This is a genomic window from Methylomonas rapida (assembly GCF_024360925.2).
Lineage (GTDB): Bacteria > Pseudomonadota > Gammaproteobacteria > Methylococcales > Methylomonadaceae > Methylomonas > Methylomonas rapida.
Window position 1 is genome coordinate 2,166,813 of record NZ_CP113517.1, and the last position, 14,813, is coordinate 2,181,625.

Below are 14,813 nucleotides of genomic sequence, written 5' to 3' on the forward strand. Positions count from 1 at the left end.
TGCAACTGTTTTTATCAAATAAAACAAATATTTGTCTTGTGGTTGTTGTGAGTGGGCAACGGGGTTTTGGCGTCGATTTTATATGGTTTTGTCTTAAAATTTACTAATAAAATCAATTGATAACAAAATTGTTTTAAAGTTATACTGGCACTCGACGAAAAAAGGCGGTATGCTAAATCCGCGATCCTGGCAACGGTTTTGTTGTCAAAAAGGCACGCAATGCCCTATCGGCAAATCAATGGATCGTGTGTCCTGATTTTTTTAAATCCTTGAATAAAGGTAAAGCGGACGAATATTTACCAGCAATGACAGCCCAATAAACCTAAGCCTCAAACCTGGAGAAGAGTCATGATGGATGAAGCCATAAATATAACAAAAGAGCTGGAAATGGACATTCCGGATATCGTATCTTTTGATGACATCGAAGACGATAATCCAGGCATTGATAATTCGGAAGGCTTTAAATTGGTCGAAATTGAAACCGAATCTCCCAGCGAGAATAGCTTCGATGCCACTCGCGCCTATCTCAACGAGCTCAGCAAATCGCAATTGTTGACGGCCGACGAAGAGAAAATCTACGGCAAAAGGGCTTTGCAAGGCGATCCCGAAGCTCGCAAAGTCATGATAGAAAGCAATCTGCGTTTGGTCGTGAAAATTTCTCGGCGCTACCTCAACCGTGGGCTACCCTTGCTGGATTTGATCGAAGAAGGCAATCTGGGCTTGATCCGCGCCGTGGAAAAATTCGATCCGGACCGGGGTTTTCGTTTTTCCACTTATGCTACCTGGTGGATCAGGCAGACCATCGAGCGCGCCATCATGAATCAGACCCGCACGATTCGCTTGCCGATTCATGTCGTCAAGGAAATGAATGTATATTTGAAGGCGCAACGAAATCTGGCTCAGCATTTGGACCACGAACCAACCGCCGACGACATCGCCAAGCACCTCGACAAACCCGTCAAAACCGTCAACAAGATGCTCAAGCTCAACGAGCGGGTTACCTCGGTCGATGTGTCCTATGGCAAGGAATTCGACAAACCCTTGCTGGAAACGATTTCCGAGGAAGAATCCCGGTCGCCGGCCGAAATTCTGCAAGACAATTTAATTCAGACTAATGTGACGCAGTGGGTTTATCAACTGGCCGACAAGCAGCGCGAGGTAATCTGCCGCCGCTATGGTTTGTGCGGTTTCGAAAGTGCCACGCTGGAGCAGGTCGCGCTGGAATTGGGGGTTACCCGCGAGCGCGTCAGGCAAATCCAGATGGATGGCTTGAAACGCCTGAAGGAAATTCTGGAAGATACCGGTTATTCCTTCGAATCGATTTTCAACTAGCTATCCGGTAATAACTCAGGATTTGGTTGAAAATAATTGTGCGCCGTGCAAAGGCGCTGTTTACTCTGTTTCCCACTGTACTCCGTCGGTTTGCGTTCCCACGCGGGAGCGTGGGAACGATGAGCGGTAGTCAATTCTGACGAAAGCTAGGAAAAAAACTTTGGCCCACCACTGCGGGTGGGGTTATTTTTTCTAAATCTCCCAGGGCTCAATCCTGCAGCCAAAGGCAGCTACCGCCGACTTTGGCTATTTTTTGCAAGCGTTGTTGATGAGCGGCCAATTCAACTTCGTCGCAAGCAATGACCTTCAATCTCGGGCGGTCGGCAGACAATCGCACGATGGACTGTCGCTCGCCTTCGCCCATGGCGTCGTTCTCATCCAGTAATGAGGCCTGTCCGCCGGTCATGATCAGATAAACGTCAGCCAGAATTTCTGCGTCGAGCAACGCGCCATGCAAATCGCGGTGGCTGTTGTCTATCCCGTAGCGTTTGCACAAGGCGTCCAAGCTGTTGCGGGCACCCGGATGTTTTTTGCGGGCGTAGGCCAGCGTGTCGAATACCGTGCTGTTGCTCTCGATGGTCCGGCTCCCATTTTCCAACAACGCCAATTCATGATTCAGGAAGCCCACGTCGAACGGCGCGTTGTGGATGATCAATTCCGCGTCCTTGGTAAAGGCCATGAAATCCTCGACCACATCGGCGAAGCGGGGTTTGTCTTGCAAAAATTCGTTGGTGATGCCATGTACCTCGATCGCGCCAGCGTCGATTTCCCGATCGGGGTTCAGATAGACATGAAAGCGATTTTGCGTCAGGCGGCGGTTGATCAATTCCACGCAACCGATTTCGATGATCTTATGGCCTTCCTTGGGATTGATGCCGGTGGTTTCGGTATCGAGCACCACTTGGCGCTGGGATTTTGCTGTTTTCAACATAGGCTAGAGGGCTGGATTGAGTTCAATCAAACGTCGGTTTCGGGACGGATTTCGCTCCTTTCATGAATGGGCCGCGAATTTTTGAGTTATTGGCTCAAGTCCTTCAAGAGTTCGGTTTGCACTTGAAAGACAGGATGATCACCGGGCGTGGCGCGCAGATACTGGCCATTGCTCTGCAGCAACCAAGCCTGGGAGTTGTCCTTCAAATTGGCTTTCAGATCATTAAGAATGCGCTCGCTGATTTTTTTATCGGCGATCGGAAAACACACTTCCACCCGTTTGAACATGTTGCGGTTCATCAGGTCGGCGCTCGATGCGTAAACGGCCCAGTCGCCGCCGTTCATGAAGGCATAGATACGCGCATGTTCCAGAAATCGGCCGACGATGGAGCGGACTTCGATGTTGTCGGACACGCCGGGAACGCCTGGACGCAAACAGCAAATGCCGCGTACTATCAAACTGATTTTTACGCCGGCCTGCGAAGCACGATACAGGGCTTGAATGGCTTGTTCCTCGACCACCGCGTTGACCTTGATGATGATCTTCGCCGGCTTGCCTTTTTTGGCAAATTCGATTTCCCTGTCGATCATTTTCAGCAAGCCATGGTGCAGGGTGAAGGGGGATTGCAACAACTTGTTCAGTTTGCTGACCTTGCCCAGACTGGTCAATTGCATGAACACGCGCCTGACGTCTTCACTGAGTTCTTTTTCACAGGTAAACAGGCCGTAGTCGGTATACAGGCGCGCGGTTTTAGGGTGGTAGTTTCCGGTGCCCAGGTGCACATAGTTACGCAAGGTATTGCCTTCCTTGCGCAATACCATGCACATTTTGGCGTGAGTCTTATAGCCCACCACGCCATATACCACATGCGCGGCAGCTTCCTGTAACTTGGCCGCCAGACCGATATTATCCTTTTCGTCGAAGCGCGCCCGCAGTTCGATGACGACCGTCACTTCCTTGCCCGAGCGTGCGGCTTTGATCAGGGCTGCCACGATGGGCGAATCTACCCCGGTGCGGTATAGAGTTTGCTTGATGGCTAATACATCGGGATCGGCCGCGGCCTGGCGCACGAATTCCACCACGGGCGCGAACGATTCGTACGGATGGTGCAGCAGGATGTCTTGTTTGCGGATACAGGCAAAAATGTCCTTGTTGCGGCCGAAGGCTGAGGGCAGGCTGGGTTTGAATGGCGTAAACTTGAGGTCCGGGCGATCGACCATCGCATAGATGGCTTGCATACGGCTCAGGTTGACCGGGCCATTAGCCAGGAATAGCCGGTCTGGCGTCAATTCGAAACGCGCCAGCAGGAAATTGACGGTTTCTTCCGGGCAATTGGCGTCGATTTCCAGACGCACTTCGTCGCCGTAGTTACGCATCGCCAGTTCGCCTTCCACCGCCAGCAATAAATCGTCGATCGCATCGTCATCGACGAAGAAGTCACTGTTACGGGTGACCCGAAACTGGTAACAGCCTTTGACGGCCATGCCGTTGAAAAGCTCGTTGACAAAGGCGTGAATGATGGACGACAAAAATACGAAATCATAAGGACCGCTATCGGTTTCACTGGTCGGCAACTGCACGATGCGCGGCAGCGCGCGCGGCGCCTGCAATATGGCGCGACCACTGTTGCGGCCGAAAGCATCCTTGCCGGTCAACGAAATGATGAAATTCAAACTCTTGTTCAGAATCCGCGGAAAGGGATGAGCGGAGTCCAGACCCACCGGCGTCAGAATCGGCAGCAATTCTTCATTGAAATACTTTTCCAGCCAGGCCTTTTGCGAATCGCTCCAGTTATCGCGTTTCAAAAAACGGATATTATGCGACTCCAGGTGAGGTATTAGTACATCATTCAATACCCGATATTGTTCGGCGACCAGTTCATGCGCCTTGCCGGAAATTTTTTCGAATTGTTCATGGATGCTCAAGCCGTCCGTGCTGATTGCGGTGGAATCCATTTCCGCCATTTGCAGCAAACTGGCCACCCGGACTTCGTAAAACTCATCCAGATTGGAGCAGGAAATGCACAAGTAATTCAGCCTCTCCAATAATGGCAGGCCCTCATCGAGGGCCTGCGCCAGCACCCTGACGTTGAATTCCAGCAGACTTTGTTCGCGATTGATATAAAGTTCGGTGCTATTCAGGTCGGGGATACTGGTTTTGGGCGTGTCCATGATGATGTCGTCGTGTAAGCTTGGGGGACTGGATTATAGAGCAATTCTGTTTCGGATTTGATGACGGTTTGTTGTCTGGCGACGCGGCAAAAGCCGATTTGTTATAATCGGCCTTTATTTTCTAGCTCGCCATACTCATGAATTTCCCCACGATAGAATCCCAAGTCGGCAATACCCCGCTGGTGCGTTTGCAGCGCCTGCCGGGCGAAACGAGCAACATCATTCTGGTCAAATTGGAAGGCAACAATCCGGCAGGCTCAGTCAAGGACAGGCCGGCGTTGAGCATGATCAAACACGCCGAGGCGCGTGGCGAGATCAAGCCGGGCGACCGTTTGATCGAGGCCACTAGCGGCAACACCGGCATCGCGCTGGCGATGGCCGCGGCGATAAAGGGCTACAAGATGACCTTGATCATGCCGGACAACATGAGCGCCGAACGCATCGCCTCGATGAAGGCCTACGGCGCCGACATCATCCTGACGCCGGCCAAGGGCAGCATGGAAGCGGCCATCGATTTGGCCCGCAGCATGGAAGCCGAAGGCAAGGGCAAGATTCTGGATCAATTCGCCAACCCGGACAATCCGCGTGCGCATTACGAAAGCACGGGCCCGGAAATCTGGCGCGATACCCAAGGCAAAATCACGCATTTCGTCAGCGCAATGGGCACCACCGGCACCATCATGGGCACGTCCCGATTTTTGAAAGAGCAGAATCCCGCTGTACAAATCGTCGGCGTGCAACCCAAGGGTGAATCCAAAATCCCCGGTATTCGGCGCTGGCCTCAGGAATATTTGCCTAAAATTTTCGATGCGACCCGCGTCGACCGCATCATCGAAGTCGAGCAAATCGACGCCGAGGATACCACTAGGGCCTTGGCTGCGCGTGAAGGCATTTTCGCCGGCGTATCGTCGGGCGGCGCGGTGTTCGCTGCCCTGGAACTGTCCAAACAACTGGAAAACGCCATCATCGTCGTGATCATCTGTGACCGCGGCGATCGCTATCTGTCCACCGGCGTGTTTCCAACTTAAGCAAAATTTCCTCTCCCTATTTAGGAGCATGTCGTAAAAGTCAAAACAGTTCCTTCTCCCTTCGGAAGGTTAGGATGAGGGCAATAAATAATACTGAGAGGAACTTGCAAAATACCACTATTAGTGGCCAATTAATTTTAAAAACCACTATATCTAGTGGTTTTTGCGTAAAATTTCATAATTTTGCAAGTACCTCCTGATATTAATGTCCCCTCGCCCCATCCTTTTAGCGCGAGAAGAGGGAGCTTTTACGACAACCTCCGGTGGTAGAGAGTTAACTCATCCATTCCTATTTAGCATGGCCCACAAGAAAAAACTCCCGCAAGACCCGGTTACCGTAACCATTGAATCCCTGTCCCACGACGGCCGTGGCGTCGCCCACGTCGATGGCAAGGTCGTGTTCATCGACGAAGCCCTGCCGGCCGAAACCGTGGATTTTATCTACACCGACAGCCGCAAGGATTACGCCGAAGGCAAACTGGCGGCTTTGCATACCCGTTCCGAGCACCGGGTCGAACCCGCTTGTCCGCATTTTGGCATTTGCGGCGGCTGCAGTTTTCAGCACGTCGATGACGCCGAACAGATTCATTTCAAGGAAGACTTGTTGCAAGAGCAATTCCGCCGCATCGGCAAGGTCGATATCCCGCAAATCTGGGAGGCTTTGAAAGGCCCGCACTGGGGCTACCGGCGCAAGGCCAGAATGGGCGTTAAATGGGTGGCCAAGAAAAACCGGGTGCTGGTCGGTTTTCGCGAGCGGCGCAATCCATTCCTGGCCGAAATCGACAGTTGCAAGGTCATGCATCCTCTGGTCGGCGAAAACCTGATCGCGTTGGCCGAGATGATTGCCGGCTTATCGATCAAGGACAGGATTCCGCAAATCGAAGTGGCCATCGGTGACAACGAATGCATTTTGGCCTTCAGAGTATTGGAGCCGCCGACCGATGCCGACAAGCAGCGCATGCGCGAATTCGGCCATCGATATGGCGTCAGCGTTTGTCTGCAACCCAAGGGCCCGGATACCATAGCGCCGCTGGACGGCGAGCCCGAGGTGATTCCCAGCTATGAACTGGCGGAGCAGGGCGTTAGATTCAATTTCCGCCCGGCCATGTTCACCCAGGTCAATTACGACATCAACCAGAAAATGGTTACACGGGCCTTGGAAGCGTTGGAATTGACCAAAGACGATAGGGTGCTGGACCTGTTCTGCGGCCTGGGCAATTTCACGCTACCGCTGGCGACTAAGGCTGGCCATGTGGTTGGCGTCGAGGGCGACCTGCCGCTGGTCAAACATGCCCGCGAAAACGCCCGCTTGAACAACCTAGAAAACGTCGAATTCCATGTGGCCGATTTGAGCAAGGACGTCAAGGACTTGCCGTGGTGCAAACAAAAATTCAGCAAAGTCTTGCTGGACCCGTCCCGCGCCGGCGCATCGGAAGTCTTGCACAACTTCAAACATTGGCAGCCTGAACGCATCGTCTACGTGTCCTGTAATCCGTCGACCTTGGCCCGTGACGCCGGCATCCTGGTCAACGAGCTGGGTTACAAGCTGGTCAAGGCCGGGGTGATGGATATGTTTCCGCAAACCGCTCACGTCGAATCGATTGCGCTGTTCGTGAAATGATAGAACCCGCCGGCGTTCGTTATCTGGACATATCGATCGGCGAACAGCGCATGAGGTTGTTGGAAAACACCCGTATCCTCGCCGAATATCCGGTATCGACCGCCAAAAACGGCCCCGGCCAGCTCAAAGGCAGCGAGTGCACGCCGACCGGTTGGCATAAGATACGCGCCAAGATAGGCACCGATGCGCCGGTCAACAGCGTGTTCGTGGGCCGCCGGCCAACCGGCGAGATTTACACGCCGCAACTGGCTTTGGCATACCCCGAGCGCGACTGGATACTGAGCCGCATTCTGTGGCTGGGCGGCCTGGAACCTGGATACAATCGCTACGGCAATGTCGATAGCGCCTGGCGTTATATTTACATCCACGGCTGTCCGGACGAACTGATGCAAGGCATACCGGCTTCGCATGGCTGCATCAGGATGCTGAATGCCGACGTCATCGACCTATTCGACCGCGTCGAGCTGGGCTACAGGGTTTTCATCCATGTTTAGTGACTGTTCGGCGTATGTCCGGTTTGTTAAAAAACGCATTTGGAGCAATTATCCGTTAGTTGAAATCCAGGATTTCTTTAACTTATGAATAGCCGTAACTACTCGCGCCCTATCGGGACAGACGTTCTGACCAAGCGGTTTTGGACCATCTGGAAGGAAGAGGATCAAAACGACCAGGAAAAGTATTTGCATCAGCTGGTCAATCAAGTGTTGGCTGAAGACCTTAAAACGCGGCTGTTTGCAGAACGCGATGAGCGACAACGGAACACTTGGAAAAAGCTAACGCTTTTTCACTCCAAAATCACGCGGGGGAGTGCGATAGCTTTAGCCATCGTGCTGAGTGCAACTCTCCCCGGCTTGCTGGTCCGGAGAGTCGCTATTTTTGCCGAAAGATTTTTTCGGGCATCCTGCTAGAAAAAATCGGCAAAAATCACGCGACCGCTTATGCCTTCGGCGCCCCGATTCGTCCGCGTCACCTCGTTCCGACCCAGCAAGGGGTCGGAACTTTGGTTCTCGCATGACTTGACGCCGTTTCGCGATGCCTTGCAGGTTTTCTTCGCTTCGCTGCGAAAACCCGCCCGGCGCTACGGCTATCGGGGACTAAAAATCTTCACTTCGCTAGCGCTCCGTTTCCAAGATTTTCAGCGTTTGCCCCGGTAGGGCTAACTTTCATTGGTAGGGGGCTAGCCTTCATGGACGTTATTGTTATTGTTTTTCGTAATGTGTTGATATTTTTTTATTTTTTTATAGTTTAATGGCGCTTTAAATCTTGTCTATCGAACAATCTTGGAGGTTTCATGCAAACGATAATGGTAACGGGGGCAAACCGAGGACTGGGTCTGGAATTTTGCCGGCAATATGCGCAGGCCGGTTGGCGTGTCATTGCAGCCTGTCGCAATCCCGCTGATGCGGCGGAACTGGTTTTGCTGGCCGAGCGCCTACCCAATATACGCATAGAAGCCTTGGACGTGGCGGACTTCGGGCAAATCGATGCGCTGAGCACCCGTTTGGCGGATGAAGCCATCGACGTGTTGCTGAATAATGCCGGCATATATCCGGATAGGCCGGGAATGGGGTTCGGGTGCCTTGATTATCAGGCCTGGTCCGATGCGTTGAAAATCAATGCGATGGCCGCGGTTAAGCTGGCCGAGACGTTGTTGCCACAGATCGAACGCAGTCAAAGGAAGTTGATCGTCGGCGTGAGCAGCCTGATGGCTAGCATGACCGACAATCAAAGCGGCGGAAGCTTGCTGTACCGTTCAAGCAAAGCAGCCTTGAACGCAGCAATGAAGAGCTTGTCGATCGATTTGCGCGCTCGCTCGGTAGGCGTGTTGATCTTGCACCCAGGCTGGGTCAAAACCGACATGGGCGGCAAGGATGCCTTGATCGACGTGGAGGAGAGCGTCACGGGCATGCGGGAATGCATAGCTGGTTTTACCATGGCGCAATCGGGCGCCTTCTTGAAATATGATGGTAGCGTACTGCCTTGGTAAGCCAGATTGCGGTTGACAGGCGAGATTTAACACGGGCATTCGATTTTGGGGTTATGCACAAATCCATTTTTCTGCCGATGCTAAAAAATGCTTGACAACGCAACTCATTGAAAACCTGTAAAAAACTATAAGTCATTGATTTTAATGAGCGCTTGGATTGAACAAGTTTGATTCAATCTAACGCAACCCTAATGAAATCAGGCCTTAATCGTAGCTTGCGACAATTTATTCACAGAGTTATCCACAGTTTCTGTGGGTAACCCGCGATTTTACATGTCGCAGGTTATTGCGACAGTGCATGAATTCGCGGTCGCCATGAGGGAGGAGTGGTGGTAAATTTACCGCAAGCAAACCCTGGCTGGATTTCAATGTTTGACGGCGTCTTGTCGACCCTGGCCATGCCTTTAGGGTTTTTCCGAGAGGGATGAGGATTATTTCAACCGAGCGAAAATATCGATTATGAGTGAATTTACCTGGAGCGATCGTTACAAAATAGGCAACGATCTTGTCGACTCCCAACACCAGCATATCTTCAAGCTAGCCAACGAGACTGTCAGCGTAAGCGACGATGCCGATATTACGCGCTTATTGATGTTGTTTTATCAGCACGTGCGCGAGCATTTTCAGGCTGAAGAGCGCTTGATGAAGCAAGCCGGTTATCCACGCTATCAAGAGCATGTGGAAGAGCACAATCTGATGCTGGATCGATTGAATGAAATCAGCCTGAACGTACAGAAAAGGCAATGGAATCCCGACGATATCAAGATGTTCGTGCGGCGCTGGATTTCGGTGCATATTGTGCAGGAGGATATGCGGGTTGGCGAATACCTGAAAACGCACGACGCATAGAGCTTTTGCGCCTGCCAGCGATTCTTTTAACGCTCCATACCCTGTTCTTCGGTTGAGAGCCATTGTTCCAATTGCGCCAATTCCTCCAATGACAAGACCTTGTCGATGGCGAGCAGGATGATGAAGACCTCGCCGACGCGGGCCATGGCCTGAATGAAATCGGTGCGGATATCGGCGCCGAAATCGGGGGCGGGCTGGATGTTGGCCTGCGGGATTTCCAGGATTTCCCGGACTTCGTCGACCAGCATCCCGATCAACTGCGCGCCTTCCTGGGTATCCACTTCCACCAGCACGATGCAACTGCGCTTGCTGACTTCGGCGCAGTGATGCTTCAAGCGGGCCGACAGGTCGATGACGGGTACCACGTTGCCGCGCAAATTGATGACGCCGTGGATATACGCGGGCGTCAACGGAACGCGGGTGACATTGGCAATCTCGATGATTTCCTTGACATCGAGAATGTTGATGGCAAAGCTTTCCTTGTCTACCAGAAAGGTCAGATACTGTCCGACCTGTTCCTGGGTCGCCAGGGCCGAGCTTTCGCTCTCTTTACGAATCAGATTGGCCATGGTCTTGTGCCTCCGCGGCTAGAAGCGCTCGAAATCGGCATCGTCGAAATCCAGGGAGGTCCCGGCGCCTTTATGACCGGCCATGATGGGCTTGGCTTTGGGCGTGGTCCGCGCGCCACGGGAAGCGGCCGGCGGCCGGCCTGAGAATGCGGAACGGCCGCTGCTGTTATCCAGCTTGAAGAAGGCGACGGCTTGTTGCAATTGCGCGGCCTGGCCGTTCAATTCCTCGGCGGTGGCGGCCAATTCCTCGGCGCTGGCGGCGTTTTGCTGAGTGGCCTTGTCCAATTGCCGCATGGCATCGTTGATTTGGTTGATGCCGCTGGATTGCTCGACCGAAGCGGCGTTGATTTCCTGGACTAGGTCGGAAGTCTTGACGATGTTGGGCACCACCGTGCTGATCAAGCTGCCGGCTTTTTCGGCGATGGCGACGCTGTTGGTGGCCAGTTCGTTGATTTCCTCGGCGGTGATGCGGCTGCTTTCGGCGAGTTTACGCACTTCGGCGGCCACGACGGCAAAGCCCTTGCCGTGCTCGCCGGCGGAAGCGGCTTCGATGGCGGCATTCAGGGACAACAGATTGGTCTTGTAGGCAATGTCCTCGATCTGGCCGATTTTCTTGGCGATGTTTTTCATGGCCAGCACGGTTTCGTTGACCGCTTCGCCGCCATCGCGGGCTTCGCCGGCGGATTTGGTGGCCATTTGTTCGGTGACGTGGGCATTCTCGGTATTTTGTTGTACCGAGGCATTCAATTGTTCGATCGAGGAGGTGGTTTCTTCGACGCTGGCCGCCTGCTCGGTCGCCATCTGGCTCATCGCCTGCGCCGTCGCGCTCACTTCCTGCGAGGCACTGACCAAGTGGTCTGCCGCGCTTCTGACTTGTTCGACAACTTCTTTCAAGCCATCGGCCATGTTTTTCATGCCGGCCAAAACGCCGGTCATCTGTCCGTTTTCGCCGTCTATTTTGCTGGCCAAATCACCCGCGGCAATGCGATCGGCAACTTCGGAAAGCGTAGCGGGGTCGGCGCCCAATTGGCGCAAAATCCTGCGTACGAGCACGAAGGAGACGATAATGCCCACCAAAATTGCGATGATGGTGATGGCGATAACGAAATATTGCGATTGAGTGCCGTGGTTTTCCATGCTTTTTTGCAGGGTGCTCGCCGCTTCATCGACGGATTTGCGCATGGTGCCCAGCGTTTCCTGTACCGAACGCAAGTTGGGGAGGGTTTCATCGTTATATAAAGTCCTGGCATCGATCTGTTTGCCCTGGGCTTCGACCAACTCCGCCGTGTTGCGCGCCGATTTGATGTGGCTTGCCGACTCGTGCAGTTTGCGATGGGGTTCTTCGATGCTGGCCAAGGCGGATTTCAAGGCCGGAAACAGGGTTTCCGCCTGCCGCCGCTCTTCGCCGTAATACCATCTACCGAATGCGCATTGGGTGTGATCCATTTGCACGTTGAGTTCGTGGACATGATCGTCAAACACGAAGGCATTGAGTTTTGCGGCCCAATTCAAATGATCGACCTCGCGTTCCACCAGCGCGGTGCGCAGGTTATCGGCGGTGACAACTTCCTTGGAATTGGATAATAACTTAGACAGGCTATTTACGCTTAGTCCGGCTGTTATCGACAACAATAACAATATGCCGCCAAAACCCAGCGAAATTTGTGTTTTTAATTTCATGCCCATTACCCAAAATTATTGTGCAATATCCGTATATCGATCTGGTTCAGATATTCGAGCTTTCGAATGACTCCTGTGATTGAGTCAAAGCATTCAATTGCGCCAATTCCTCCAATGACAAGACCTTGTCGATGGCGAGCAGGATGATGAAGACCTCGCCGACGCGGGCCATGGCCTGAATGAAATCGGTGCGGATATCGGCGCCGAAATCGGGGGCGGGCTGGATGTTGGCCTGCGGGATTTCCAGGATTTCCCGGACTTCGTCGACCAGCATCCCGATCAACTGCGCGCCTTCCTGGGTATCCACTTCCACCAGCACGATGCAACTGCGCTTGCTGACTTCGGCGCAGTGATGCTTCAAGCGGGCCGACAGGTCGATGACGGGCACCACGTTGCCGCGCAAATTGATGACGCCGTGGATATACGCGGGCGTCAACGGAACGCGGGTGACATTGGCAATCTCGATGATTTCCTTGACATCGAGAATGTTGATGGCAAAGCTTTCCTTGTCGACCAGAAAGGTCAGATACTGTCCGACCTGTTCCTGGGTCGCCAGGGCCGAGCTTTCGCTCTCTTTACGAATCAGATTGGCCATGGTCTTGTGCCTCCGCGGCTAGAAGCGCTCGAAATCGGCATCGTCGAAATCCAGGGAGGTCCCGGCGCCTTTATGACCGGCCATGATGGGCTTGGCTTTGGGCGTGGTCCGCGCGCCACGGGAAGCGGCCGGCGGCCGGCCTGAGAGCGCGGAACGGCCGCTGCTGTTATCCAGCTTGAAGAAGGCGACGGCTTGTTGCAATTGCGCGGCCTGGCCGTTCAATTCCTCGGCGGTGGCGGCCAATTCCTCGGCGCTGGCGGCGTTTTGCTGAGTGGCCTTGTCCAATTGCCGCATGGCATCGTTGATTTGGTTGATGCCGCTGGATTGCTCGACCGAAGCGGCGTTGATTTCCTGGACTAGGTCGGAAGTCTTGACGATGTTGGGCACCACCGTGCTGATCAAGCTACCGGCTTTTTCGGCGATGGCGACGCTGTTGGTGGCCAGTTCGTTGATTTCCTCGGCGGTGATGCGGCTGCTTTCGGCGAGTTTACGCACTTCGGCGGCCACGACGGCAAAGCCCTTGCCGTGCTCGCCGGCGGAAGCGGCTTCGATGGCGGCATTCAGGGACAACAGATTGGTCTTGTAGGCAATGTCCTCGATCTGGCCGATTTTCTTGGCGATGTTTTTCATGGCCAGCACGGTTTCGTTGACCGCTTCGCCGCCATCGCGGGCTTCGCCGGCGGATTTGGTGGCCATTTGTTCGGTGACGTGGGCATTCTCGGTATTTTGTTGTACCGAGGCATTCAATTGTTCGATCGAGGAGGTGGTTTCTTCGACGCTGGCCGCCTGCTCGGTCGCCATCTGGCTCATCGCCTGCGCCGTCGCGCTCACTTCCTGCGAGGCACTGGACAGGGTATCGGAATTGGCGCGGACTTGTTCCACCACTTGGGCGAGTTGGTCGCGCATGTCGCGCAAGGCCTGCGCCAACTGGCCGATCTCGTCCTTGCCGTTGACATCCAGTTTCGCGGTCAAATCCCCTTCGGCCAGCGACTTGGCGAAGGCGACGCCGACGGTGATGGGCGCGGTAATCAGATTGGCCAGGAACAACGCAATGAGGATGCCCAGGATCAACGCGGCAATGATGGTGCCGACGATGATCTTGTTGGCGTCGCTGACCAATATTTCGGCTTGCGCGCGCGCCACGCCCAATTGAGCATAGCCGGCATCTTCGGCCGTTTGCGCTTGCTTGATGACGTTGCCACCTAGCGCGGCCATTTCGCCAAGGATGGTTTTCAGTTCGTCGTCATTTTTGATCCACGCCTGCGCCGCCTGTTGATATTCTTGGGTGGCTTTGCGCGCATCCGCTATCAAGCGCAAGGCATCTTCGGAGTTGGAGATTTTTTCCAGGTGATCGTACAGGGTCAATAACTCCGGCAACCAAACTTGCATTTTTTTCCAGGCGGTGCGGTCTTTGTAGTTGACCTCTTCCTTCTCCGCCCGCATGATTTCCATGGCTTTGATATAGATATTGGTTGCACCGATATAGCGCTGTACATATTGATCGAGCTCTTGTGCCGACGCGCCTCTTTTCATGGCGTCCTGGTAAAGGCGAACTTGACGGTTCAAAAACTCATCCGCCGCTTTGGCAACGACCCCGCCTTTCATGACCATTTCATCGACGGCTAGTTTGTTCGATTTCAACGCGGCGACGCCGGCTCTGTATTTGTCGGCATATTTAGCCGTGCCTTCACGCGCGGCCCTCGATTGATTCAGCAGTTCGGTGTTGTTGTATTGCTTGGCGACCTGATCGACCTTGTCCAGATATTCATTGAGTTTTTTGACGTTGTCCTCGGCGCGCTGATGAATTTCGTCTTTTTCATGCAGCAGATAATTTTTTTCTTCCATGATGGTGGAAAGCGCCATTCTTTCGACGCCGGTGGCATATTCCACCGATTTGCCATTGTTATCGGTTATGCCAAACAGGGCATCCGCAACGTCGCCAATGTAAATTTTGGACAGCATGCCAAAACCAATGGTAATGGCCACCAGCAGCATTGCCCCCGTCAGGATTTTTGTTTTTATTTTGAGGTCGTTAATGTTCATGATGAAT

The 14,813-nt window shown here is 53.5% G+C and carries 13 protein-coding genes; 7 read left to right on the forward strand and 6 right to left on the reverse strand.

Annotation, left to right across the window (positions count from 1 at the left end; genetic code table 11):
- Positions 1-348 precede the first annotated feature (348 nt).
- On the forward strand, positions 349-1,332 hold the full coding sequence (rpoS, locus tag NM686_RS10145; RefSeq protein WP_255187760.1) for an RNA polymerase sigma factor RpoS: 984 nt from the start codon (positions 349-351) through the stop codon (positions 1,330-1,332).
- A 208-nt stretch (positions 1,333-1,540) separates the two neighbouring features.
- On the opposite strand, the gene dnaQ is transcribed toward rpoS, so the two are convergent.
- Positions 1,541-2,263 carry a DNA polymerase III subunit epsilon gene (dnaQ, locus tag NM686_RS10150; RefSeq protein WP_255187761.1) on the reverse strand — a complete coding sequence of 241 codons (723 nt, stop codon included), beginning with the start codon at positions 2,261-2,263 and terminating at the stop codon, positions 1,541-1,543.
- Between the two features lie 86 nt (positions 2,264-2,349).
- Entirely contained in the window at positions 2,350-4,434 is a 2,085-nt protein-coding gene (gene ppk1, locus NM686_RS10155; protein WP_255187762.1) for a polyphosphate kinase 1, read from the reverse strand.
- Between the two features lie 137 nt (positions 4,435-4,571).
- Here ppk1 and cysM point away from each other — a divergent pair, with 137 nt between their 5' ends.
- The 6 genes from cysM to NM686_RS10185 all read left to right on the forward strand — a co-directional run bounded on the left by cysM (position 4,572) and on the right by NM686_RS10185 (position 9,919).
- The gene (gene cysM, locus NM686_RS10160) at positions 4,572-5,462 is read left to right on the forward strand and encodes a cysteine synthase CysM (protein ID WP_255187763.1); all 891 of its coding nucleotides are present in this window, start codon (positions 4,572-4,574) and stop codon (positions 5,460-5,462) included.
- Between the two features lie 298 nt (positions 5,463-5,760).
- Positions 5,761-7,083, forward strand: a complete 1,323-nt coding sequence (gene rlmD, locus NM686_RS10165; protein ID WP_255187764.1) for a 23S rRNA (uracil(1939)-C(5))-methyltransferase RlmD — start codon at positions 5,761-5,763, stop codon at positions 7,081-7,083.
- Positions 7,080-7,577 carry a L,D-transpeptidase gene (locus tag NM686_RS10170; protein ID WP_255187765.1) on the forward strand — a complete coding sequence of 166 codons (498 nt, stop codon included), beginning with the start codon at positions 7,080-7,082 and terminating at the stop codon, positions 7,575-7,577. The genes rlmD and NM686_RS10170 overlap by 4 nt, the downstream gene beginning before the upstream one ends.
- Positions 7,578-7,661: 84 nt before the next feature.
- Positions 7,662-7,991, forward strand: a complete 330-nt coding sequence (locus NM686_RS10175; RefSeq protein WP_255187766.1) for a hypothetical protein — start codon at positions 7,662-7,664, stop codon at positions 7,989-7,991.
- Positions 7,992-8,374: 383 nt separating this feature from the next.
- Positions 8,375-9,070: an SDR family oxidoreductase gene (locus NM686_RS10180; RefSeq protein WP_255187767.1), complete on the forward strand. Its 696-nt coding sequence runs from the start codon at positions 8,375-8,377 to the stop codon at positions 9,068-9,070.
- Between the two features lie 459 nt (positions 9,071-9,529).
- On the forward strand, positions 9,530-9,919 hold the full coding sequence (locus tag NM686_RS10185; protein ID WP_255187768.1) for a bacteriohemerythrin: 390 nt from the start codon (positions 9,530-9,532) through the stop codon (positions 9,917-9,919).
- A 26-nt stretch (positions 9,920-9,945) separates the two neighbouring features.
- Here NM686_RS10185 and NM686_RS10190 read toward each other — a convergent pair whose 3' ends face one another.
- The 4 genes from NM686_RS10190 to NM686_RS10205 are packed head-to-tail and all read right to left on the reverse strand — an operon-like array spanning position 9,946 to position 14,806.
- On the reverse strand, positions 9,946-10,488 hold the full coding sequence (locus NM686_RS10190) for a chemotaxis protein CheW (protein ID WP_255187769.1): 543 nt from the start codon (positions 10,486-10,488) through the stop codon (positions 9,946-9,948).
- An 18-nt stretch (positions 10,489-10,506) separates the two neighbouring features.
- Entirely contained in the window at positions 10,507-12,168 is a 1,662-nt protein-coding gene (locus NM686_RS10195) for a methyl-accepting chemotaxis protein (protein WP_255187770.1), read from the reverse strand.
- 46 nt (positions 12,169-12,214) lie between these two features.
- Complete coding sequence (locus NM686_RS10200; protein WP_255187771.1) at positions 12,215-12,763, reverse strand: chemotaxis protein CheW; 549 nt, start codon at positions 12,761-12,763, stop codon at positions 12,215-12,217.
- A gap of 18 nt (positions 12,764-12,781) precedes the next feature.
- The gene (locus NM686_RS10205) at positions 12,782-14,806 is read right to left on the reverse strand and encodes a methyl-accepting chemotaxis protein (protein WP_255187772.1); all 2,025 of its coding nucleotides are present in this window, start codon (positions 14,804-14,806) and stop codon (positions 12,782-12,784) included.
- Between the last annotated feature and the right edge of the window lie 7 nt (positions 14,807-14,813).